The organism is Streptomyces sp. NPDC052701 (assembly GCF_040678355.1).
GTDB lineage: Bacteria > Actinomycetota > Actinomycetes > Streptomycetales > Streptomycetaceae > Streptomyces.
The window spans coordinates 51,112-73,563 of sequence record NZ_JBFATO010000030.1 but is presented as its reverse complement, the minus strand read 5'-3'; the positions used below and the strand labels follow the sequence as shown (position 1 = coordinate 73,563).

The 22,452-nt window shown below is 72.3% G+C and carries 22 protein-coding genes; 6 read left to right on the top strand and 16 right to left on the bottom strand.

Annotated features, from left to right (window positions below):
* Positions 1-33 precede the first annotated feature (33 nt).
* Together mqnP and AB0L29_RS27175 are read right to left on the bottom strand one after the other, a co-directional pair.
* Positions 34-936, bottom strand: coding sequence for a menaquinone biosynthesis prenyltransferase MqnP (gene mqnP, locus AB0L29_RS27180; RefSeq protein ID WP_365830447.1), 903 nt, complete (start codon positions 934-936; stop codon positions 34-36).
* A complete protein-coding gene (locus AB0L29_RS27175; RefSeq protein WP_365830445.1) occupies positions 933-2,384 on the bottom strand; it encodes a menaquinone biosynthesis decarboxylase in 1,452 nt (483 codons plus the stop codon). Before AB0L29_RS27175 ends, mqnP begins: the two co-directional genes overlap by 4 nt.
* Before the next feature lie 87 nt (positions 2,385-2,471).
* Between AB0L29_RS27175 and AB0L29_RS27170 the strand changes: the two genes are divergently transcribed.
* Entirely contained in the window at positions 2,472-2,786 is a 315-nt protein-coding gene (locus tag AB0L29_RS27170; protein WP_365830443.1) for a PLD nuclease N-terminal domain-containing protein, read from the top strand.
* A 6-nt stretch (positions 2,787-2,792) separates the two neighbouring features.
* Here the strand turns inward: AB0L29_RS27170 and AB0L29_RS27165 are convergent, their stop codons facing one another.
* The gene (locus AB0L29_RS27165) at positions 2,793-2,915 is read right to left on the bottom strand and encodes a DUF397 domain-containing protein (protein WP_365830441.1); all 123 of its coding nucleotides are present in this window, start codon (positions 2,913-2,915) and stop codon (positions 2,793-2,795) included.
* Positions 2,857-3,819: a helix-turn-helix transcriptional regulator gene (locus AB0L29_RS27160; protein WP_365830439.1), complete on the bottom strand. Its 963-nt coding sequence runs from the start codon at positions 3,817-3,819 to the stop codon at positions 2,857-2,859. Before AB0L29_RS27160 ends, AB0L29_RS27165 begins: the two co-directional genes overlap by 59 nt.
* A gap of 112 nt (positions 3,820-3,931) precedes the next feature.
* Here AB0L29_RS27160 and AB0L29_RS27155 point away from each other — a divergent pair, with 112 nt between their 5' ends.
* Positions 3,932-4,573: a hypothetical protein gene (locus tag AB0L29_RS27155; protein WP_365830437.1), complete on the top strand. Its 642-nt coding sequence runs from the start codon at positions 3,932-3,934 to the stop codon at positions 4,571-4,573.
* Positions 4,574-4,583: 10 nt separating this feature from the next.
* On the opposite strand, the gene AB0L29_RS27150 is transcribed toward AB0L29_RS27155, so the two are convergent.
* Both AB0L29_RS27150 and uvrA read right to left on the bottom strand, forming a co-directional pair.
* A complete protein-coding gene (locus AB0L29_RS27150; protein ID WP_365830435.1) occupies positions 4,584-4,994 on the bottom strand; it encodes a DUF6281 family protein in 411 nt (136 codons plus the stop codon).
* A 75-nt stretch (positions 4,995-5,069) separates the two neighbouring features.
* Complete coding sequence (gene uvrA / locus AB0L29_RS27145) at positions 5,070-7,562, bottom strand: excinuclease ABC subunit UvrA (protein WP_365830433.1); 2,493 nt, start codon at positions 7,560-7,562, stop codon at positions 5,070-5,072.
* 81 nt (positions 7,563-7,643) lie between these two features.
* Here uvrA and AB0L29_RS27140 point away from each other — a divergent pair, with 81 nt between their 5' ends.
* The 3 genes from AB0L29_RS27140 to AB0L29_RS27130 all read left to right on the top strand — a co-directional run bounded on the left by AB0L29_RS27140 (position 7,644) and on the right by AB0L29_RS27130 (position 11,805).
* On the top strand, positions 7,644-8,381 hold the full coding sequence (locus AB0L29_RS27140; protein WP_365830431.1) for a MerR family transcriptional regulator: 738 nt from the start codon (positions 7,644-7,646) through the stop codon (positions 8,379-8,381).
* A gap of 581 nt (positions 8,382-8,962) precedes the next feature.
* Positions 8,963-9,646 carry an ABC transporter ATP-binding protein gene (locus AB0L29_RS27135; RefSeq protein WP_365830429.1) on the top strand — a complete coding sequence of 228 codons (684 nt, stop codon included), beginning with the start codon at positions 8,963-8,965 and terminating at the stop codon, positions 9,644-9,646.
* Positions 9,646-11,805: a permease gene (locus tag AB0L29_RS27130; protein WP_365830427.1), complete on the top strand. Its 2,160-nt coding sequence runs from the start codon at positions 9,646-9,648 to the stop codon at positions 11,803-11,805. Before AB0L29_RS27135 ends, AB0L29_RS27130 begins: the two co-directional genes overlap by 1 nt.
* Before the next feature lie 99 nt (positions 11,806-11,904).
* On the opposite strand, the gene AB0L29_RS27125 is transcribed toward AB0L29_RS27130, so the two are convergent.
* Positions 11,905-12,945: an NAD(P)-dependent alcohol dehydrogenase gene (locus AB0L29_RS27125; protein ID WP_365830425.1), complete on the bottom strand. Its 1,041-nt coding sequence runs from the start codon at positions 12,943-12,945 to the stop codon at positions 11,905-11,907.
* A gap of 95 nt (positions 12,946-13,040) precedes the next feature.
* On the opposite strand from AB0L29_RS27125, the gene AB0L29_RS27120 reads away from it, so the two are divergent.
* Positions 13,041-13,658: a TetR family transcriptional regulator gene (locus AB0L29_RS27120; RefSeq protein WP_365830423.1), complete on the top strand. Its 618-nt coding sequence runs from the start codon at positions 13,041-13,043 to the stop codon at positions 13,656-13,658.
* A gap of 206 nt (positions 13,659-13,864) precedes the next feature.
* On the opposite strand, the gene AB0L29_RS27115 is transcribed toward AB0L29_RS27120, so the two are convergent.
* The 9 genes from AB0L29_RS27115 to AB0L29_RS27075 all read right to left on the bottom strand — a co-directional run bounded on the left by AB0L29_RS27115 (position 13,865) and on the right by AB0L29_RS27075 (position 22,444).
* The gene (locus AB0L29_RS27115) at positions 13,865-14,278 is read right to left on the bottom strand and encodes an SRPBCC domain-containing protein (RefSeq protein WP_365830421.1); all 414 of its coding nucleotides are present in this window, start codon (positions 14,276-14,278) and stop codon (positions 13,865-13,867) included.
* 38 nt (positions 14,279-14,316) lie between these two features.
* Complete coding sequence (locus AB0L29_RS27110; RefSeq protein WP_365830419.1) at positions 14,317-15,243, bottom strand: CU044_5270 family protein; 927 nt, start codon at positions 15,241-15,243, stop codon at positions 14,317-14,319.
* Positions 15,240-15,854 (bottom strand): RNA polymerase sigma factor, encoded by a 615-nt coding sequence (locus AB0L29_RS27105; RefSeq protein ID WP_365830417.1) that lies wholly within the window; start codon positions 15,852-15,854, stop codon positions 15,240-15,242. Before AB0L29_RS27105 ends, AB0L29_RS27110 begins: the two co-directional genes overlap by 4 nt.
* A gap of 81 nt (positions 15,855-15,935) precedes the next feature.
* Positions 15,936-17,048 (bottom strand): c-type cytochrome biogenesis protein CcsB, encoded by a 1,113-nt coding sequence (ccsB, locus tag AB0L29_RS27100; RefSeq protein ID WP_365830415.1) that lies wholly within the window; start codon positions 17,046-17,048, stop codon positions 15,936-15,938.
* A complete protein-coding gene (locus tag AB0L29_RS27095; RefSeq protein ID WP_365830413.1) occupies positions 17,045-18,811 on the bottom strand; it encodes a cytochrome c biogenesis protein ResB in 1,767 nt (588 codons plus the stop codon). Before AB0L29_RS27095 ends, ccsB begins: the two co-directional genes overlap by 4 nt.
* Before the next feature lie 3 nt (positions 18,812-18,814).
* Positions 18,815-19,588, bottom strand: a complete 774-nt coding sequence (locus AB0L29_RS27090) for a cytochrome c biogenesis protein CcdA (RefSeq protein WP_365830411.1) — start codon at positions 19,586-19,588, stop codon at positions 18,815-18,817.
* A gap of 1 nt (position 19,589) precedes the next feature.
* Positions 19,590-20,246 (bottom strand): TlpA disulfide reductase family protein, encoded by a 657-nt coding sequence (locus tag AB0L29_RS27085; protein ID WP_365830409.1) that lies wholly within the window; start codon positions 20,244-20,246, stop codon positions 19,590-19,592.
* Positions 20,247-20,312: 66 nt separating this feature from the next.
* Positions 20,313-21,608: a hypothetical protein gene (locus AB0L29_RS27080; protein WP_365830407.1), complete on the bottom strand. Its 1,296-nt coding sequence runs from the start codon at positions 21,606-21,608 to the stop codon at positions 20,313-20,315.
* 188 nt (positions 21,609-21,796) lie between these two features.
* Complete coding sequence (locus tag AB0L29_RS27075; protein ID WP_365830501.1) at positions 21,797-22,444, bottom strand: histidine phosphatase family protein; 648 nt, start codon at positions 22,442-22,444, stop codon at positions 21,797-21,799.
* Between the last annotated feature and the right edge of the window lie 8 nt (positions 22,445-22,452).

Sequence of the window (22,452 nt, the reverse complement as noted above, 5' to 3'; positions counted from 1 at the left end):
GGGTCCTGCCCTCGATGGTAGGCCGCACCGTAGTCACACGGTCAGACCGCGCACCAGCAGGTCGAGCAGCGCGCACCCGAACAGGGCGATGCCGATGAAGCCGTTGACGCTGAAGAAGGCGCGGTTGACGCGGGACAGGTCGTGGGGGCGGACGATGGTGTGCTCGTAGACGAAGGCGCCCGCGACGATCAGCAGGCCCAGCCAGAAGAAGGCGCCCGCACCGGTGGCCAGGGCGTACCAGACGAACAGGGCCGTGGTCACCGTGTGGCAGGCCCGGGCCCCCCAGATGGCGGCCGGGACGCCGAAGCGGGCCGGGACCGACCTGACGCCGATCCTCCGGTCGGCCTCGACGTCCTGGCAGGCGTAGATGAGGTCGAAGCCGCCGATCCAGACGCCGACGGCGAGGCCGAGGAGCACCGCGTCCCAGGACCACTCCCCGGTGATCGCCAGCCAGCCGCCGATCGGGCCCATCGCCTGGGCCAGGCCGAGGATGGCCTGGGGGAAGTCCGTGAACCGCTTGCCGTACGGGTACACCACCATCGGGATCACCGCGACGGGGGCCAGGGCCAGGCACAGCGGGTTGAGCAGCGCGGCCGCCCCGAGGAAGACGACCAGGGCGATCAGCGCGCCCGTCCAGGCGTGCCGCACCGACATCGCGCCGGTCACCAGTTCGCGCTGGGCCGTGCGCGGGTTGCGCGCGTCTATCTCCCGGTCGATGATCCGGTTGACCGCCATGGCGAAGGTGCGCAGGCCGACCATCGCCAGGGTGACCAGCAGGAGGCGGACCCAGTGGACGTTGCGGTCCCAGTGGTACATCGCCGTGAGCGAGGCGATGTAGGCGAAGGGCAGGGCGAACACCGAGTGCTCGATCATCACCAGGCGCAGGAACGCCCTGGCGCGTCCCGGCTGCGGAATCGCGGCGGAGGCGCTGGTCACAGCCCGTACTCCTTCCAGCGGCGGCTCACCTTCGCCGCCGTCTGCGGGTCGGACTCCACCATGTCCGGCCACCCGCCGTCGCGCGTGTAGCCCTCCTCGGGCCACTTCCGCGTCGCGTCGATGCCCGCCTTGCCGCCCCAGAACTGCTGGTAGGAGGCGTGGTCGAGGTGGTCGACCGGTCCTTCGACGACGGTGAGGTCGCGGGCGTAGTCCGTGTTGCCCAGGGCCCGCCAGGCGACCTCGTGCAGGTCGTGCACGTCGCAGTCGGCGTCGACGACCACGATCAGCTTGGTCAGCGACATCATGTGCGCGCCCCAGATGGCGTGCATCACCTTCTGGGCGTGCTTGGGGTACTTCTTGTCGATCGAGACGATCGCGCAGTTGTGGAAGCCGCCCGCCTCCGGCAGGTGGTAGTCCACGATGTCCGGGACGATGATCTTCAGCAGGGGGAGGAAGAAGCGCTCCGTCGCGCGGCCCAGCGGCCCGTCCTCGGTCGGGGGGCGGCCCACCACGATCGACTGGAGCAGGGGGCGGCGGCGCGTGGTGACGCAGTCGATGGTCAGCGCCGGGAACGGCTCCTGCGGGGTGTAGAAGCCGGTGTGGTCGCCGAAGGGGCCCTCCGGGAGCATCTGGCCGGGCTCCAGCCAGCCCTCCAGGACGACCTCGGCCTGGGCCGGGACCTGGAGCGGCACCGTCTTGCAGTCGACCATCTCGATCCGCTTGCCCGCGACGAACCCGGCGAACAGGTACTCGTCGATGTCGCCGGGCAGCGGCGCGGTGGAGGCGTAGGTCACGGCGGGCGGGCAGCCGAAGGCGATCGCGACGGGCAGCCGCTCGCCCCTCCTGGCCGCCACCTGGTAGTGGTTGCGGCTGTCCTTGTGGATCTGCCAGTGCATGCCGATGGTGCGCCTGTCGTGCCGCTGGAGGCGGTACAGGCCCAGGTTGCGGATGCCCGTCTCCGGGTCCTTGGTGTGGGTCAGGCCCAGGTTGAAGAAGGAGCCGCCGTCCTTCGGCCAGGTGAACAGGGCCGGCAGCCGGTCGAGGTCCACGTCGTCGCCGGTCAGCACGACCTCCTGCACGGGGGCGTCCTTGACCTTCTTCGGCGGGACGTGCGCCATCGCGCCCAGCTTGCCGAAGGCCTCGCGCACGCCGACGAACCCGTGCGGCAGCTCGGGCCTGAGCAGCCCGCCGATCTTCTCGGAGATCTCGCCGTACGACTTCAGCCCCAGCGCCTTCAGCAGGCGGCGGTCGGTGCCGAAGACGTTCATCGCCAGCGGCATGTCCGAGCCCTTCACGTTCTCGAAGAGCAGGGCGGGGCCACCGGCCTTGTTCACCCGGTCGACGATCTCACCGACCTCCAGATACGGGTCGACCTCGGCCTTGATGCGCTTGAGGTCTCCCTCGCGCTCCAGCGCCCTGAGCAGGGAGCGAAGATCGTCGTAAGCCATGGGGTCAAGTATCCCCGAGGGGCTACCCTGGCCCTGAACCTGGGGGCTGCACCACGGCCCCGACGACCCCTTCCGCTGGAGAGGCCCATGCTCCGGGTGCTGATGTTCCTGATCCCCCTGGCGCTGAGCGTCTACGCGTTCATCGACTGCATCAGCACGAAGGACGAGGACGTGCGCCACCTGCCCAAGGCGCTGTGGGCGATCCTCGTGCTGCTGTTCCCGCTCGTCGGTTCGATCTCCTGGATCATCGCGGGCAAGCGGCGCAGCCTGGCCGCCGAGGGCTGGTCCGGGGTCCGCGGCGGCCGGTCGCGGCAGTGGGTCGCGCCCGACGACAACCCCGAGTTCCTCAAGTCCCTCGACGAGGAGAGGAAGAAGGACGACCCCGAGCGGGACGAGCCCTGAGAGAGGTCAGTCCTTCAGGGCGGTGACGAAGGCGGCCCAGGCCGCGCGGCGCAGGAACAGGACGGGACCGTCAGGGGTCTTGCTGTCGCGGACGGGGACGGTGGCGGGGAAACCGGGGGCGATTTCCACGCAGTTGCCGCCGTCGTCGTCGCTGTGGCTGCTCTTGATCCAGGTCATCGCGCCGAGTTCGTGCCTGCTCATGCTGCTTGTACCCCTCCAACGCGTCGCTGATCAGAGCGGCGGACTCACCAGGTGACGGAGCATCCGACCTGAGCACATCATAGGTCCGGTTGTGGCGCACGTAGAGGGACGGATCGTTGCTGAAATGGCCGCGGTCCAGCGACTCCGAGTAGACCCAGCGCTCCCCGTCGGGCAGCGTGATCAGCGCCATGGAGGTCTTGGGCCGCCTGAGTTCGGCGCGGGCGGCCGGAGCGATCTGGATACGGATGTTGGGGCGCCGCCCCATCGCCAGCAGGTGCGCGCACTGGTCGCGCATCACGGACGCGTTGCCCATGACGTTGCGCAGACAGCTCTCGTCGAGGATCGCCAGGTAGAGAGGGCCGTCGTCGGACATGAAGCGCCGCTGTCGGCTGAGTCGCGCGCGGACGCGGTCCTCCACCTCTTCCGCGCTCGCCGGAAGACGGGAGAACAACGCCCGCGCGTAGCCCGGGGTCTGCAACAAGCCGGGTACGACCTGCACCTGGTACTCGTACAACTCCACGGCCACCGCATCCATCTCGGCCCTCCGCCGGAACCAGTCCGGATGCTCCACCTGCGGATACCAGTCGATCTTCCCCCACAGCCGCAGCAGCACCCCGCCCGTCCCGAGGACCTCGTCGCACTTCTTCGCGAACGTGTCCTGCGGCACCCGCGTGCCCGCCTCGACGCGGGCGACGTGGGAGCGGTCGCACGGGATCCGGGACGCGAGGGCCTCCTGCGTGAGCGGCGCGGCCTCGCGATAGTGCCTGAGCAGCTCCCCGAACACGGCGGCGGTGCCGGCGCCCGCTCCGGCCCCGGCGTTGCGTCGGCTCACGGGTCCCCCTTCCGTGACAGTGGTCCAGTGGCACGCGTGAAGCGTTGATCCGCACCGTTCCCATGAGCGACGCTCGGTACACCCAGAGTGATGAAGTGGGTACGGAGAGAACATGGTTGAGCGGAGCTCGAAGGAAATCGGCAGGGGAACACTCGTCTACGACCCCCGGTCGGACAGGGTCGGCGAGTACCGGGGGAAGGCGGGCCCGTACGCGATGCTGCGTCCGGTCGGCGGGGGCCGGGAGTGGGAGGCCGACGCGGACCTGGTCCGCCCGGCGACCGCCGAGGAGCGGCTGAGCGCGGGCGTGCGGGCCGCCAACGCCCGGTCCGACCAGGGGCGTCACGGGGTGGAGGACCTGAGCCGGCCGCCCGTGCCGGTGCCCGGCTGCCCGGACTGCGCGGAGCTGGCCGCGCGGCGGGAGGAGGCCCGTGCCCGCACCGACCGCACCGCCGAGACGGACGCGAACGTGCTGCTGCGCCGCCACCGGCGGCGGGACCACGAGGGGGACGCGGAGGTGCGGGTCCGCCGGTTCTTCCGCTACGTGCCCTACACGATCGTGCAGGACCCGTCGGCGGAACCGGAGTACGAGGCCCGCTGCGTCTCGGGCGACGAGGCGGACTGCGGCGCCGCCTCCGGCCCGTGTCCCGGCCCGGCGGAGGTGGAGGAGTGGCAGCGGCGGCACACGCAGGAGACCCGGCACACCCGCTACCGCCGCACCTTCGCGGACTACGCGGTGCTGGAGCGGCAGGGGTGAGCCGTGGCCGTCAGGAGGCCCCGAGCAGCCTCCTGACCTCGGGCGGCGGCTCCCTGACGGAGTCGGCCGTGACGAGGCGGACGTCGCCCGGGGCCTCCGCCACCGCGAGGGCGACGCGGGGGTCCACGCCCTCGACCGCGTGGACGGTCACCGGGGTCGGCGGGTCCCCCTCGCCGGAGTCCCCGGGGGTGTCGTCACACCCCGGGCGGGTGGCGGTGCCGATCGCCTTCCCGGCGGGGGCGTCGATCTCCTCCCCGCCCAGGTACCTGCGGCCGTCGTACTCGACGACGTACGCGCAGGACGACACGGGTCCGGCGGCGCCGTCCGCCACCGCCGTGCAGCCCGCGGACAGCAGGACGGCGACCGCCGCCGGCAGCGCCCGCACGGGCCCGCTCCCGCCCCGCGCGCATGGCGTCCTCATCGGTGTGCCTCCTTCTGGAGCGCCGGCTCCGGTTCGACGGGTCCGGTACGAAGACGTGCCGGGCCGCCCGGACGTTCAGTGCGCCGGCTCTCCTTCCGACACCAGCCTCCCCCCGGCCGCGCCGCCCTCCGGGCCGAGGTCGATCCGCCAGTCCGAGGCGCGGACGACGTCCGGGTCGTGCTCGATGGCGACGACGGAGTGGCCCGCGTCGACGAGGCGTTGCAGGACGCCGAGGAGGCGGGCGGTGTCGGCGGCGTGCAGGCCGGTGGTCGGTTCGTCCAGCAGGTAGAGCGTGCGGCCCGCGGCGCGGCGGCCCAGCTCCTTGGCGAGTTTGAGGCGCTGGGCCTCGCCGCCGGAGAGCGTCGGGGCCGGCTGGCCGAGCGGGAGGTAGCCGAGGCCGACGTCCGCCAGCCGCCGCAGGCGGGACGCCACCGACGGGACGTCCCCGAACAGCGTCAGCGCCTCGTCCACCGTGGCCCGCAGCACCCCGGCGATGTCGTACCCGTCGTAGCGCACGGAGAGCACCTCGGGCCGGAAGCGACGGCCCCGGCAGGCCGGGCAGCGCACCTCCACGGCCGGCAGGAAGTGCATGTGGACGCTGAGCACGCCCGCCCCCTCGCAGCGTTCGCAGCGCCCGCCGGGGACGTTGAAGGAGAAGTGGCCGGGGGTGAGCCTCCCCCCGGACCTCGCCGCGAACGCCTCCCGGATCGGCGTGAACACCTCCGCGTACGTCGCCGCGTTGGAGCGCGGCATGCGGCCGACCGGCTCCTGGTCGATCAGGACGGCCTTGGCCAGGTGCTGCCAGCCGTCGATCCCGTCGTGCTCGCCGGGCAGTTCCCCCGCCCCGTGGAAATGGCGGCGGGCGGCCCGGCCCAGGACGTCCAGCAGCAGCGTCGACTTGCCGGAACCGGACGGTCCGGTGACCGCGACCAGGCGGCCGAGCGGGATGCGGACGGTGAGGTCCTTGAGGTTGTGCGCCCGGGCCCCGCGGATCACCAGCGCCGCGTCGCCGTCCCCCCGCCGCCGCGACCGCGGCGCGGACAGCCGGCCCGCCAGGTACGCCCCCGTCACCGAGCCCTCGGTCCGCGCCACCTCCTGCGGCGTGCCCTCGGCGACGATCCGGCCGCCGTCCCGGCCCGCGCCCGGGCCGACGTCCACGACGTGGTCCGCCGCCCGCAGCACCTCCAGGTCGTGCTCGATGACCAGGACCGTGTTGCCGAGGTCGCGCAGCCGGCGCAGGACGCCGATCAGGCGGGCGGTGTCCGAGGGGTGCAGGCCGACGGTCGGCTCGTCAAGGACGTACAGCACGCCCGTCAGCCCGGAGCCCAGCAGGGCGGCCAGCCGCAGCCGCTGCGCCTCGCCCGCCGACAGGCTCGGCGTGGACTGCGCCGGGGTGAGGTAGCCGACCCCGACGTCCACCAGCCGCCGCACCCGCTCCGCCAGGTCGGCGACGACCGGCTCCACGAACAGCCACTCGTCACCGGCCGACCGCCGCCGCAGCCCGGCCAGCCAGTCCGCGAGCCCGGTCAGCGGCAGCGCGGCCGCCTCGGTGATCGTCAGGCCGTGCACGGTCACCGCCCGGCTCTCCGGCCGCAGGCGCGTCCCGGCACACTCCCCGCAGACCTGCTTCACCAGCGCGTGCCGCTCGGCGCGCTCCCGGTACCCGGGGTCGTCGACGCGGTCGGCGTAGCGCCGCATCAGCGCCGTCACCACGCCCTCGAAACGGCCCGCGGTGACGGTCGCCGGCGGCTGCACGGCCGGGAAGTGCCGCCGGAACTCGGCGCTTTCGACGCCGTACAGGACCAGGTCGCGCTGTATGTCGTCCAGTTCGCCGAACGGCGTGCGGTCCTGGAAGGTGAAGCCGTAGTGGCGGGCGGCGGCCCGCAGGATCGCGGCGTTGTGCTCGGCGGTCCTCGGGTGCCAGCCCCGCACGGCGCCGTCGGCGACCGGGCGTGTGGCGTCGACCAGCCGCCGCACGTCCGCGCGGATCACCTCGCCGAGGCCGGTGCAGGCCGGGCAGGCGCCGGCGGGCTTGTTGAAGGAGAAGGAGCCCATCACCAGTTCGGGCACCGGGGTGCCGCAGTGCGGGCAGGGCGCCTGCCCGCCCTCGGCGTCCTCGTCGGCCTCGGCGTCCTCGCCGACCGGGGCGTCCTCACCGGTCCCGCCGGTCCCGTCGTCGTACGTGTAGGACGGCGGGACGTCCTCGCCGCAGCCGGGGCACGGGCGCACGCCGATCCGCGACCACAGCAGCCGCAGATAGGTGAAGACCTCGGTGACCGTGCCGACCGTGGAGCGCGGGCTGCCGTGGGTGGGGCGCTGGTCGACGCTGATCGACGGCGACAGGCCGGTGATCGAGTCCACCGAGGGGCGGCTGACCAGCGGGGTGACCATCCCCAGCGACTCCATGTACTGCCGCTGGCCCTCCCGGTGCAGCGTGTCGAAGGCGAGCGTGGACTTGCCCGAGCCGGACAGACCGGTCAGCACGACCAGCTTGTTCTTCGGGATCGCGAGGCTGACGTTCCTCAGGTTGTGGAGCCGGGCACCGGTGACGCGGATGAAGTCGTCCATGCCTTCAAGCCTGTCATTGAAGTTCCTGTTGGGACTTTTTCCGTGGTTCTCCGCCTTCTTGCTGCCGTAACCTTCAAATCGATGAGCAACGAACGTCGTCTGCGCCCCGTCGACCTGGCCCGGCTGGCCGGCGTCTCGACCCAGCAGATCCGCAACTACGAGGACGCCGGCGTGCTGCCCCCGGCCGCGCGGACCGCGTCCGGCCACCGGGTCTTCACCGACGCGCACCGCCGCGCGCTGCTGGCCTACCGGGCGCTGCTGAAGGGGTACGGGCCGGCGACGGCGACCGGGATCATGCGGGCCGTGCACGACGGGGACGTCCCGGGCGCGCTCGCCCTGGTGGACGCCGCGCACGCCGCGCTGCACGAGGAGCGCGTCGCGCTGCGGGCCGCCGGCGAGGCCCTGCGGACGCTGGCCCGGGAGGAACCCGCGCCGCTGCCCCGCTCCGGCCTGCGCATCGGCGAGGTGGCCGCGCTGCTCGGCGTGCGGACCTCCGCGCTGCGGGTGTGGGAGGCGGCCGGACTCCTCTCCCCCGGCCGGGAACGGGGCACGCGGTACCGCGTCTACGCCCCCGCCGACGTCCGCGACGCCCGGCTGGTCCACATCCTGCGCCGCAGCCACTACCCGCTCGACCAGATCCGGACCGTGCTGGAGGGACTGCGGCGCGAGGGCGGCAGCGAGGCGCTGCGGGCGGCGCTCTCGGCCCGCGGGGAGGCGCTCACGGCCCGGACCCGGGCGATGCTGCGGGGCGCCGGGGCCCTGCACGGCCTCCTCACCGAGGACCACCCGGCACCGCGGGACGGGGACGCCGACGGGTGACCGGCCGGCCGTCAGCGTTCCTTGTCTGCCGGATACGACCTCGTCGCGCCGTACCAGCACCACTTCTCCAGCCACGCGCCTGCGCGGCAGAGCCGAGGGCAGTTCAGCCGCGGATGGCCAGCCAATTCTCGCCAACACAAGACCGGCGACGTCGACGGAGTGCCCCTCACCGCACTTCGGTCCCACCTACGAAACTCATGATCCGCTTCGGCGCGGCACACAAGCGTTCCTAAGACGACCCGCCTGCATGGCTCATTCCACTTTCTCCGGATTCTCTCCACACGCCGTAGGCCATAGCCACGCCAATCCGGCATGAGGGCCAGGTCGCCATTGAGTCACCTCCTCTTAATTCAAAGGCCCTCCAAGCGTCACCCATGTGATCGTTGGGACAACTGGAGCCACGGCAGAGAGCTGTTGCATGGGCGCCCGTGCGACAGCGAATCGGCCTGGCACCAGCGCAACAGCCAACGAGGGGAACAGAAATAAAGAAAGCCGGATTCGCCGCTGCCGGATGTTCCTGCCGCGCCGGCCCGCCTGGGCTGGCGCGGCACTCCCCTTTCTGACACAAGAGGCCAGTTGCTGTGAAACGAAGTGATGCGTCCGGGCTCCGGGTGAGCGGGCTGTGCTACCAGGTCGAGGGCCGAACCCTGCTCGACAACGTGGAACTGTCCGTCGCCCCCGGCGAGTCGGTCGCGGTGACCGGCCCGAGCGGATCCGGGAAGTCAACGCTGCTCATGTGCATCCTCGGCCTGATCAAACCACAGGCGGGCACGATCACCGCCGGGGACCGGGAGATCACCGGCCTCGGCTCCGCGCAGCTCGCGCGCGCCCGTCGGGAAACCCTGAGCATGGTGTTCCAGTTCGGCGAGCTCCTCCCCGAACTCAGCCCCGTGGAGAACGTCGCCCTGCCGGTCCTGCTCGACGGGGGCCGCCACCTGGAGGCCTACCGGCGCGCGGAAGAGCTCCTCGGCGAACTCGGCGTCCCCATCGGCTCCACCCCCACCGGAATGCTCTCCGGGGGCGAGCGTCAGCGCACCGCCGTGGCCCGCGCCCTCATCACCGAGCCCGCCGTCCTCCTGGCCGACGAGCCCACAGGCGCCCTCGACCCCGAGGCCAAGGAGGGCGTCGCCCGCCTGCTCTTCACCTCCGCCCGTGACCGGGGCTGTGCGCTGCTCGTGGTCACGCACGACCCCTCGGTCGCCGAGCGGGCCGACCGGCGCCACCAGCTGCACGGCGGGATCCTGGCCGAAGTGGGAGCGCTGTGATGCGCACGCGCCTGCGCACCGCGAGCACACTGATCAGGATCGGACTTGCCGCGGGACGCTCCAGCCCCGGCGACCGACTGCGCCGGTGGGGCCTGTTCGGCGCCTCCGTCGCCGTCGCCTTCGTCATCTTGGCGACCGTGGCCACCCTCGCCACCTACGACGGGCGCGAGACCCGGGCGGACGTCAGAGGACCGGTGATCACCGACAGCAAGCACGCCGCGCTGCTGTACCGGGAGGGCGCCGACTCCATCGGTGCACGGCCCGTATCCGTCGTGTTCGTCCACCCCCTCACCGCCAAGGCCCCGGTTCCCGCCGGCGTGACCCGATGGCCCGGGCCGGGCGAAGTCCTGCTCTCTCCCGAACTGCTGCGCACCGGAGAAGCGGAAGGCATCCGCACGCGCTACGGATCGTTCGCCGGCACCGTCACCACCGACGGCCTGGTCACCCCGTCCGAGCGGATCGCCTACGTCCGGGTGGCGGACACTCCTCCGAAGAGCGACCACCGGTGGCTGCCCGTAGCCGCCTTCGGGGGCGGCGGCGCAGCGACCGGTGAAATGGTCGATCAGGCGCCGGTGACTTCCCCGCTCACAGCGATGTGGGCGCTGACCGGGCTTCCCGCTCTCGCCCTGGTCGTGATCAGTGCGCGGGTCGGCTCCCGCTCTCGCGACCGGCGCAGCAGCCTCCTGCAAGCCCTCGGCGGGACGTCGCGCCACCGCATGATGGTGAACATCGGCGAGGCCGCGTTCCCCGTGGCGCTGGGAACGCTCGTCGCGTTCGTTCCGTACGTCGTCGCCTCCGTGCGGGACATCCGCCTGGCGCCCACCGGCTACATCCTCGACCACCGCGACGTGGTGGACGCTTGGCCCGCCGCCGTCGCTGCGGGAGCCGTCTCCCTGCTGGCCGTGCTGGGCATCGTCGTGGCCACGCACCGCGTCCACCGGGACGGCAGATCCACCCGCCCGTCCTCGTTCACCTCTCGTGTCCCCGCCTGGCGCCTGCTCATCTGCGGAGTCGGTGTCGCACTGGTCCTGACCAGCCAGTACGTACCCCGCAAGGCCCAGCTGATCGTGTTCACCTCCGGAACCGTCATCATGTGGGCCTTCCTGTCCTCCGTCGTGGCCCTCGCCACCCGCCACCTGGGAGCCCGGCTCGCCGACCACGGCAGACGGCGCGGCCACCCAGGCCGCCTGATCGGCGGACGGTGGACCCACGCGCACCCCGGCGTCATCGTCCGCCTCGCGCTGGCCATGGTGATCGGCATCGGCATCGTCGCCCAGATGCAGGTGTGGACCAGCAGGCTCGGGGAGCACTCCCGAGCAGCGGTCGCCACCCACCAGCGCATCAAGGACACCGTGATCGAGCTGACGACCAGCGGCATGACCGCGGCACAGACCGACCGGTTCCGTGCCTCCCTTCCGCCCGGATCACTTCTGCTGACCCGCACCATGCACGACCCGGGACCGCCCGAAGATCCGTGGGTGTCGATCGAGGGCTCCTGCCGGGACCTGCGCGCGCTGCACATCGCCTGCACCGGCGGCACGAGGACCGCTGCGGCGAGCAGCCCCCAGGTGGACGAGCTGCGCCGCTGGTACGGCGACATCAAGTTCGTCCAGGCTCCGGACATCGCGGTGAGGCCGGACGGCACCCAGTCCCTCCTCGTCGTGACCCCCGCACCAGGGCATCTCGCCGCGGTCAAGCAAGCCGCGTACACGCTTCCCAACCCCTCCGTGCAGGTCACCGAACTGGGCGGGGCCTGGCTGGGATCCTCGCGCGTCCGTCTGCCGAACTGGATCCAGCTGTTCGGCGTCACCGGCCTCCTCTTCCTCCTCGTGGCCGGCGCGGTGAGCGCGGCAGCGGAGTTCGTACGGATCCGCCACGTCCTCGCCCCGCTGTCCGTCCTGACCGGCCGGCGCCGTGTGTTCCGGTCCGTGACCTCCTGGCACCTGACCGTCCCCCTGCTCATCTCCACCGTGGTGACCGGCGCCGTGACCGCATGGCACTCCGTGTTCTTCATCGCCCTGGTCCGCGAAGGGTCCGTGTCCTGGACAGTTCTGGCAGCCGGCATCACGACGTGCGCCTTGGTCTCGCTCGCCGTCGGGTTCCTCGGGGCGCGCGCAGCGGCGCGGGAGGCCGACCAGTGGAGGCCCGCAGCGGACTGACGGCCGGACCCGTACGGGGCGGTGCACGTCTTCCGTTCAGCAGCGCCCGCTGCGCGTGAGCTGCTGCGGACAAGCCGCGCGACCCGGCCGACCCTCTCCTCAGTCCAGGTCGGACATGTCGAGCACGAAGCGGTAGCGGACGTCGTTCCGCCGCAGGCGGTCGAGCGCCGTTTCCACCTGTGCCGAGGGGAGCACCTCGACGTCGGCGGTGATGCCGTGGTCGGCGCAGAACCGGAGCATCCCGGCGGTCGCGGGGCGGCCCGCGCTGCCCGCGGAGCTGAGCTTCTTGCGGCCCACGAGCAGGTCCATGGCCTCGACGGTGACCGGGCCCAGGTACCCGAGGAGGCTGAGGGTGCCGTCCATCGCCACCAGCTTCAGGTAGGGGGCGAGGTCGTGGGGCGCGGAGACGGTGTCGACGACGACGTCGAAGGTGTCGCGTGCCGCGGCCATCTGCCCGGCGTCCGTGGAGGCGATGAGGTCGTGGGCGCCGAGCCGGCGGGCGTCCTCGTACTTGTCCCGGGTGCGGCTGACGACGGTCGTGGTGGCGCCGAGCGCCACGGCCATCTTGACCGCGAGGTGGCCCAGGCCGCCGAGCCCGGCCACGGCGACGCGGCTGCCGGGGCCCACGCCCAGGGAGCGCAGGGGTTCCCAGACGGTGACGCCGGCGCACAGCAGCGGGGCGGCCGCGGCCGGGTCGAGGCCGGCGGGGAGCGGGTAGGCGAACGCGTCGCGCACCACGTACTCGCGGGAGTAGCCGCCCAGGGTGGCCGACCCGTCCCGCCGGTCGGTGCCGCCGTAGGTCAGGGTCGGGAAGGAGTGGCAGAAGTTCTCCTGCCCGGCCTCGCACATGGCGCACACGCCGCAGGAGTCGACGATGTTGCCCACCGCGACGCGGTCGCCGGCCGAGAAGGCGGTCACCGCGGGCCCGGTCTCGGTCACCACGCCGGTGAATTCGTGACCGGGCACCAGGGGCGCCTCCGCGTGCCGGTCGTGGTCGCGCAGGGCGTGCAGGTCGCTGTGGCACACGCCGCAGTAGTCGACCCGCACCGCGATGTCGTCCGCGCGCAGGTCACGGCGCTCCAACGGGGTGCGCCGCAGTGTCGTCGGGCCGGTCGCCCGCCATCCGGTGGTCGTTCGCATGCCTGAACCCCTTAAACAAACCGTTCGGTCTATTGCAGCCTAGGTGCGATCGCGCACCAAGGCAAACAAACCGTTCTGTTTGATAGGGTGACGGCATGCCGGAACAGCCCCAGACCTCCCGAGGTGCCGCGACCTACCGGCGCATCCTGGAGGCCGCCACCGAGGAGTTCGCCCGGTACGGCATCGCCGGGGCGCGCATCGAACGCATCGTGAAGGCGGCGCGCACCAACAAGGCGCAGCTCTACGCCTACTTCGGCGACAAGGAAGGGCTCTTCGACGCGATCTTCCTCAGCTCGCTGGAGCGCATCACCAACGTCGTGCCCATCGACGCCGACGACCTCGCGGACTGGGCGGTGCGCCTCTACGACGAATACCTGCGCCGCCCCGACCTCATCCGGCTGGCGACCTGGACACGGCTGGAGCGCCGGCCCGCCGGGCACCTCGTCGGGACCCACCGGCACTACGACGACCGCAAGCTCACGGCCATCGCCGAGGCCCAGGCCGCCGGGCGGGTCCGCGCGGGCGACCCGTTCGACATCATGGCCATGGTCATCGCCATGTCCATGGCCTGGTCACCGGTCAGCAACGTATACGCGGCCGACAGCCAGGAACCCGACGAGGTGCACGACCGGCGCCGCGCCCTGCTCCGCGACTGCGTCCGCAGGGCCATAGCGACCGGCGCGGACGGGGCGGACGGAGCGTCCCCCTCGTGACCGCCGCGCACGGGTGCCAGGGCCTGTCGTCGAACTCCCGTCGTCCGCCCGGAGGGCGGGCCCCGCGGCGTCGGGTGCGTGCTCCCGGCGTGCCGGGCGCCGGCCCTCGTACCGGATGTACCCGGGTCCGCGCCCGGTGCGGCGAGAGGGCGTGCAGGGCGTCGCGGGGCAGGCAGGCGTGTCACCAACGTCCCGGGACAGCACACCTAGGGCCGGGTTTCCAGCAGGCGGATCAGCCGTCCGAAGCGCTCCCGCCACCGCTGCCCGGACTCCCGCCCGCCCTGGAACTCGTGGGTGAAGCGCAGGGCGCAGCCCCGCTCGCCGTCGCGTTCCAGGTGGAACCTGATCCGGCCGCCGCCCTCCGCGCCCTCCACGGTGTACTCGGCGACCCGGTCCACGTCCCAGGCGGTGATCCGCCCGCTGCCGAGGTCCCGCAGGGTGACCGCGCCGCCGAGCCGCGCCTCCAGGACGTCGGCGGGGGTGAACCAGGCGGCGAGCCCCTCCGGGGTGGCGAGTGCCGGCCAGACCGCCTCCATGGGCCGGGGAAGACGCACCAGGAAGTGCAGGATGTGCGTGTCCCCGTGGGTCTGGCTGGTGCCCTGCTCGATGGAACCGGTCATGGCACCAGCCTGGCCCCCGGCCGGGGATCGCGCACGCGTTACGGGCGCCGGCCCGGCTCGTCGACGACGGCCCGGCGCAGGACGGCGGTGCTGCTGGTGACGGTGCCCTCCTCCACGTTCGCGTAGTCGTCGGTGGCCACACTGCGCTCGCCGAGGAACTCGTGGGTCCTCGGGTCGAAGATCCACTCGTCGCGGGTCGGGTTGTCGGGGTCCTGGCGGGTGATCGCCACGCCGCGGCGCCCGGCGGCGTCGACCGCGTCCTCCACCACGGTCACGCCGGGGATGCGCGCCACCGCCCGGTACAGGGCCGCGCCCTGCCGCGGCGGCACGATCGCCGACTGGACCAGGTCCCCGACCAGCACGAACATGGCCTGGTACGTCTCCTGGCCGCTGTAGCGCGGGGCCACCTCGCGCAGCCAGTCGTACATCTCGTCGGGGTCGGCGGGCAGCGTGGACAGGTGGCGGTAGTTGGTGGTGACCTCGTGGCCGGTCTCCCCGGGCCGGGCGTCCGGGTCCAGGGGCCAGTCCCCCCGCCCGGTCTCGCGCATCAGCCCCTTGCGGGTGCCGTCCACCGAGTGCCAGCTCTCCAGCCGGTGCAGCGGCTGGACCGTGGTCTTCCCGTCCTTGCTCTGCGCGTACGACACCTTGCTGTCCACGTACACGAACTGGTCGTCGCGGATCGTGCCGTACTCCTGCCCGTGCCCGGCCGCCAGCGCGATGTCCTCCAGCAGCGCGACCGTGGCCCTGCTGGGCGGCCGGGTGCTCGGGTCGTCGCCGGAGGCCGGCAGGAGGACGAGGGCGACGGCGGCGGCCGTCGCCGTGGCCGCCGCGGCGATCGCGGGCCGCAGCCACCGGGTGCGCGTGCGGGCGGGGGCGGGCTCGTCTCGCCGGATCTCGGTCATCAGGTGCTCCTTGAGGAGTCGGTGACGGCCCGGCGGAAGGTCTCTGTCGGGAAGGCGGTTCATCGGTTTCCCTCCGTGATGGGCCCGGCCGCGGTGGTGCGGTCACCTCTCATCTGTCCGCGTTCCGGGGCGAGTTCCGGGTTTTTGACATGTTTCGCGAGCTTTGCCCGGGCGCGGGAGAGCCGGGAGCGCACGGTTCCGACGGGCACGCCGAGCGCCTCGGCGGCGGCGGCGTAGTCCAGCTGGGACCACACGCACAGCGCCAGCACCTCCCGCTCGGCGCGCCGCAGCTTCGCCAGTGCCGTGCGGACGAGGGCGAGCTGGGCGGTGTCGTCCATCCGGTCCGCGACCTCGTCGGCGAAGTCCCCTACCGCCTCCTCGCGGGGCAGGCGGGCCACGGCGGCGGCGTGTCTTCGGGCGGCGCGGCGGGTGTTGCGCGTGACGTTGGTGGCGATGCCGAGCAGCCAGGGGCGCAGCGAGCCGCCCTCCTCGTCGAGTCTCGCGCGCAGCCGCCAGGCGTCCAGGAAGGTCAGCGAGACGACGTCCTCGGCGGCGGCCCAGTCACCGGTCAGCCGGTAGGCGTGGTTGTAGACGGAGCGTGCGTAGGCGTCGAAGAGGTCGCCGAAGGCGTCGTGGTCCCCCGCGCGGATGCGTGTCCGCAGATTCGTGTCCACGTCCCCTTGTCTGTCCGTACGGCGAAGGCCGGTTCCCGTGACCTGGGTCACGGGAACCGGCCTCGCGGTGCGGGAGGGGGGTCAGAACCCGACGGCCCGGAGCGCGCCGAGGCCCACGTCGGCGTAGGAGTGCTTGCCGGAGACGAAGATGTTCACGCCGTAGTAGTTGAACAGCCAGCAGCCGAAGGCGAGGAGCGCGAGGTAGGCGGCCTTGCGGCCCTTCCAGCCGGCGGTGGCGCGGGCGTGCAGGTAGCAGGCGTAGGCGATCCAGGTGATGAAGGACCAGGTCTCCTTGGGGTCCCAGCCCCAGTAGCGGCCCCAGGCGTCGCCGGCCCAGATGGCGCCCGCGATGATCGTGAAGGTCCACAGCGGGAAGACGGCCGCGTTGACCCGGTAGGCGAACTTGTCCAGGGAGGCGGCGGCGGGCAGCCGCTCCAGGACGGAGGTGGCGAAGCTGCCGGGCCGGCCGCCGCTCGCGAGCTTGTTCTCGTAGCCGTCCTTGAAGAGGTACAGGACCGTGGAGACCGCGCCGAGGTAGAAGACCGCGCCGCACAGGATCGCGGTGGAGACGTGGATGTACAGCCAGTACGAGTGCAGGGCGGGCACCAGCTGGTCGCTGGCGGTGTACAGGACGGTGACGGCGAGGCCGAGGTCGAGCAGGACCGTGGTGATGAGGAACAGCCCGAGCCAGCGCACGTTCTTCCTCAGCGCCAGCAGCAGCAGGTACACGCCGACGGCGACCGTGGAGAAGGTGATGTTGAACTCGTACATGTTGCCCCACGGCGCCCGCTGCACCGACAGGGCCCGCGCGAGCACCCCGCCGAACTCGACCAGGAAGGCGAGCACGGTGAGGGAGACGGCGATACGCCCGTAGAGGTCGCCCTGCTCGTCCCCGCCGTGCGCCCCGGGCCCGTCGGGCACGTCGCGCCGGCCGGCCGCGGACCGGACGACGACCTTGGGCCGCTCCAGGACGGCGGTGCCGCCGGCCTTGTTCACGGTGACCGCCGGGGCGGCCTTGCCCGCCCCCGGCTTCGCGGTGAGCGCGGCGGCGGTGCGGGCGACCTTGCTGCGGCTGCCGAAGAGCCATTCGGCGATGTACGCGAAGAAGGCCAGGGTGTAGACGGCCATCGCGGAGTAGATCAGCACGTTGCTGATGCCCGCGAGGTTCTCGTTGGTGGCGGCGGCGAGGGTCACTGCTGCTCAGCCCCTTCGGCAGGTACGACGTGGGGGTCGGGGGACACGGTGGTTTCCGCGGGGTCGGCGTCGGGGCCGGGATCGGGGGCACCGGGCGCCTGCTCGTACAGGATCCCGGCGAGGTCGCCGAGTTCCTCGGGCAGCTTGGCGGACTCGCTGCGGCCGAGCCCGGCCATCTCGACGACGGTGACGCCGTCGGCGCCCCTGACGGCGCGCACCCAGACGCGGCGGCGCTGGATGAACAGGGAGGCGGCCAGGCCGCCGATGGCGGCGAGGGCTCCGGCCAGGGCCCAGCCGCCGCCGGGCTCCTGGACGACCTGGAACCCGGCCCACTCCTTGACGTCCTTCTCGAAGGTGATCGAGCCGGCGCCGCCGGGGAGCTTCATGGTCTCGCCGGGCCGCAGCAGCTTCTTGAGCAGCTCGCCCTCGGAGTCCTTGAACTCCTCCATGTTCTTCTTGTCCATCTGGTACACGCTCTGCGGGATGCCGGAGTCGGCCCCCAGGTCGCCGTGGTAGGCGGACAGCGCGAGCACCGGATAGTCGAGCGCGGGGAACTGGGAGAGCATCGTGCCGCTGGCCGAGCCGCCGAAGGTGGGCACGAAGAAGGCGTTGAAGCCGAGCTGCTCCTTCCTGCCCTCGGGGTTGCGGTAGCCGTCGAGGACCTTGACCACGCCGGAGGAGGTGACGTTGGCGTCGAGCGGCAGCAGCGGCACGGCGTCCCGGAAGACGACCCTGCCCTTGCCGTCGCGCACCGTGACGACGGGGGCGTAGCCGTGGCTGACCAGGTAGACCTTGGCGCCGCCGATCTCCAGCGGCTCGTTGACCTTGACGGTGGTCCTCTTCTCCTCGCCGTAGGCGCCCTCGCTGTAGGTGAGGTCGGCCTGGTAGAGGCGCGGGGTGCCCTTGTTGGGGCCGGTGCGCTCGTAGGTGCCGGTGAAGTCCTTCAGGTGGAAGCTGAAGGGCACCAGGTCGTCGGTGGAGAAGAGGCTGCCGGACTTGAAGTCGTCGTACTGGGTGAGCGTGTTGGAGAAGCCGCCGCCCTCGACGATCAGCTTGTTGCCCTCGGACTTGAACAGCTGGCCCCAGGCGAAGGCGATCAGCATCACGATGAGGGCGATGTGGAAGACCAGGTTGCCCAGCTCGCGCAGGTAGCCCTTCTCGGCGGCGACGGCGTCGCCGGCGAGGTGGGCGCGGAAGCGGCGCTTTCGCAGCAGGGCGAGCGCGGCCCGGTGCACCTGCTCGGGTTCGGCCGTCGTGCGCCAGGTGGTGTGGGCGGGCAGCCGGGTCAGCCGCCTGGGGGCGCCCGGCGGGCGGCCGCGCAGCTGGCCGGCGAACTGCCAGGTGCGCGGGACGATGCAGCCGATCAGGGAGACGAACAGCAGGATGTAGATCGCGGAGAACCACACCGAGCTGTAGACGTGGAACAGGCCGAGCTTGTCGTAGACGTCGCCGAGGGTGGGGTGCGCCTCGCGGAAGTCGGCGACCTTCGTCTCGTCGACGCCGGTCTGCGGGATCAGCGAGCCGGGGATCGCGCCGAGCGACAGCAGCAGCAGGAGCAGCAGCGCGACCCGCATGGAGGTCAGCTGCCGCCAGAACCAGCGGGCCCAGCCGACGACGCCCAGGGCGGGCAGGTGGGGCGGCTCCTCCCGGGGGGCGGTGGTGAGCTGGGAGCCCGCGGCGCCCAGCTCCCGGTCCTCGGCGGCGCCCGGCTCCCGGTCCTCGGCGTTGGTCGGGGCCGGGTCGGAGGCGGTGGTCTTGCTCATCGATCAGATCCCCACAGTGAAGCCGTTGGACCAGACCTGCATCTCCTGCACGATGCGGTCCCAGGCACCGGTCAGCAGCAGCAGACCGGTCACGATCATCATGGTGCCGCCGATGCGCATCACCCAGACGTAGTGCCGCTTGACCCAGCCGAAGGCGCCGAGCGCCCTGCGGAAGGCGACCGCGGCGAGCACGAACGGCACGCCCAGCCCCAGACAGTACGCGACGGTCAGCACCGCCCCGCGCCCGGCGCTGCCCTGGTTCAGGGCGAGCGTCTGCACGGCGGCCAGCGTCGGTCCGATGCAGGGCGTCCAGCCGATGCCGAACAGGGCGCCCAGCACGGGGGCGCCGACCAGGCCGGCCGCCGGCCGCTTGTGGAAGCGGAACTCGCGCTGGGTGAGCCAGGGCATCAGGCCCATGAAGAAGACGCCCATGAGGATCATGAACACGCCCAGGACCTTGGACAGCACGCCCCGCTGCTCCTGGAGCGTCTGGCCGAAGTACCCGAAGAACGCGCCGCCGGAGACGAAGACGGCCGTGAAACCGAGCACGAACAGCGAGGCGCCGGCCACCATCCGGCCCCGCCTGGCCTCGGCCAGGTCGGTGCCGCTGACACCGGTGACGTACGACAGGTAGCCGGGGACGAGCGGCAGGACGCAGGGCGAGAAGAAGGAGACCAGCCCGCCGAGCAGGGCGATGGGCAGGGCCACCAGCAGGGCGCCGTTGAGCACCGTGCCGTTGGGGTCCGCGACCGCGGCGAGGGAGGTGACCGGGGTCACGTCACTTCTCCGCGACGACCGGCTCGAGCATCTTCAGCAGCCGCTCCTCGCTGAGCGCCGACAGCGAGCGGGCCGCGATCCTGCCGTCCCGGTCGAGGACGAGCGTCGAGGGGACCGTCTGCGGGTTGAGCGTGCCCTTCTCGAAGCGGAGCATCAGCTTGCCCGCCGGGTCGTACAGGCTCGGGTAGGGGATCTTGAAGTCCTTCTCGAAGGCGGCGGCGGCGTTCAGGTTGGTGTCGCGGGTGTTGATGCCGACGAACTGCACGCCCTTGCCGGCGTACGCCCTGGACACCTTCGCGAAGTACTTGGCCTCGGCCCGGCAGGGGTTGCACCAGGAACCCCACACGTTCAGGACGACGACCTTGCCCTTGTAGTCGGCGACGTCGAGCTTCTCGCCGTCGACGGTCTCGCCGGAGAGCTCGGGTGCCGGGGTGCGCTCGCCCCGCGCGACGGTGGAGATGCCGTCGGTGCCGGTGACGAAGTTGGTGTCGCCGCCCCCGCCGGACGTCCCGCCGGAGCTGCACGCGGAGACGAGCAGCGCGGCCGCGGCGGCGCCGGCGCCCAGGGCGGCGCGGCGGCGGGCGCGGGTCGTGTGGTCCGGGCGGACCGGGCGGTTCGAGCGGTTCGGGCCCTGGGGGGCACGGCTGGCGGCACTCATGTGAAAAGTTTCGCATGCCCCTTCCGGGGATCTTGCGCACCCCCCTTGCGGGCGGAAAACCGCATATCAGGCGGCCCGGCCGGCCTCCGTGGTCCTCTCCCCGGCCCTCCCCTCGGCGCCCTTTAGGAACTCCTTCCAGCCGCCGGCCGGCCGCTGCCCGACCTCCAGGGTGCGCAGCCTGGCGAGCACCTCGGGGCGCTGCGCGTCCAGCCAGTCGACGAACTGCCGGAAGGAGACCAGCCGCACGTCGGCGCCCTTCTCCTTCTCCCGGGCGATGTGCTTGAACGCTTCTTCCACGGCGTCCATGTAGATGCCGCCGTTCCACTGCTCGAAGTGGTTGCCGATGAAGAGGGGCGCCCGGTTCGTCCCGTAGGCCCGCTCGAAGCCCTGGATGTAGGCCTGGGCGGACTGCTCCCGCCAGGCCGGGTGGCGGTGGGCGGGCGCGTTGGTCGAGTTGACCGACTGGTTGGCGAGCATGTTGTAGTCCATCGAGAGGACCTCGAAGGAACGTCCGGGGAAAGGTATCTGCTGCAACGGCAGGTCCCAGATGCCCTGCCGCTTCGCGGGCCACACCTGGCGGCCGCCCGGCGAGGAGGCGTCGTAGCGCCAGCCGAGCTCGCGGGCGGCGGGCAGCAGGCTGGCCTGGCCGAGCAGGCAGGGCGTACGGCCGCCGACGAGCTCCTTGTCGTAGTCGAAGGGCAGCGACGGCAGGTCGGTCCAGCCGGTGTGGGTGCGCCACCGCTGCACGAACGACTTGGCCTGGTCGATCTCGCTGCGCCACTGCCGGGGCGTCCAGTGCGCGACCGAGCCGTGGCCCTCGCCGCAGAAGTGGCCGTTGAAGTGGGTGCCGATCTCGTGCCCTTCGAGCCAGGCGCGGCGGAGGTTCTTCAGCGTGTCCCTGATGTGCCCGTCGGTGAGGTAGCCGATGTCGGAGGCGCCGCGCGGGTTGTTCGGCGGGTCGTACAGGCGCTTCTTGGACTCGGGCAGGAGGTAGAGCCCGGACAGGAAGAAGGTCATGCTCGCGCCGTGCTCCCGGGCGAGGTCCAGGAAGCGCGCGAAGAGCCCGTTGCCCACCTCCCCGGCCCCGTCCCAGGAGAAGACGACGAACTGCGGCGGGGTCTGGCCCGGCTCCAGCGGCACGGGCTTCGCGGGCTGGTGGGGCTGCTCGCCGGTGAAGGAGGTGGAGCCGTCGCCGAGGGGCCGGGCGGTGGGCGCCGGACGGCCGCCGGGGCGCCCGGCGCCGGAACCGCCGGCGTGGGTCGACCCGTCCGGCCCGGTGGGGACGCCGCAGCCCGTCAGCGAGACGGCGGCCGCGGCGCCCGCGCCGAGCCCGAGCATTCCCCTGCGGGTGAGAGTGCGCATCGCATCCCCGTTCGTCGTGTTCCCTGGTGATCACCCAGACAGAGGACATGACGAACGGGGAGGTTCCCGGCGAACGTACGGGTTTCGTAACGAAGGTCACGAACCTGCCGACAGGACGCGCCGACGGCCCCCGGGGGCTCAGGGGGCTCAGGGGCTCGGGGGCCCGGGGGGCCTTTCGAGCCCCCGCCCTACGCCCCGAAGGCCTTGCCCTTCCCCTTCACCGGCTTGGCACCGGCCAGGAGGTGGGGCGGGACCAGGTCGCGGGCCGGCTCGGTGTAGCCGACGGAGACGATGCGGTCGCCCTGGAAGGTGAAGGTCGTCAGGGAGGCCAGCGTGCACTGGCGCCTGCGCGGGTCGTGCCACAGCCGCCGCCGCTCGACGTAGGAGCGCACGATCCAGATCGGCAACTGGTGGCTGACCAGCACCGCCTCGTGCCCGCGCGCCCGGTCCTTCGCCGTGTGCAGGGCGCCCATCATCCGCACGACCTGGTCGACGTACGGCTCGCCCCACGACGGGCGCATCGGATTGACCAGGTGCCGCCAGTTCCCGGGACGGCGCAGCGCCCCGTCGCCCACGCCGAAGGTCTTGCCCTGGAAGACGTTCTCCGCCTCGATGAGCCGCTCGTCGGTGGCCAGGTCCAGGCCGTGCGCCTTGGCGATCGGGGTCGCCGTCTCCTGGGCCCGCTCCAGCGGGGAGGCGGCGACGTAGGTGACGTCCCGCGGGGCCAGGTGGTCGGCGACCCGCTCGGCCATCCGCCGGCCGAGCTCGGACAGGTGGTAGCCGGGCAGCCGGCCGTACAGGATCCCGTCGGGGTTGGCGACCTCGCCGTGCCGCATCAGGTGGA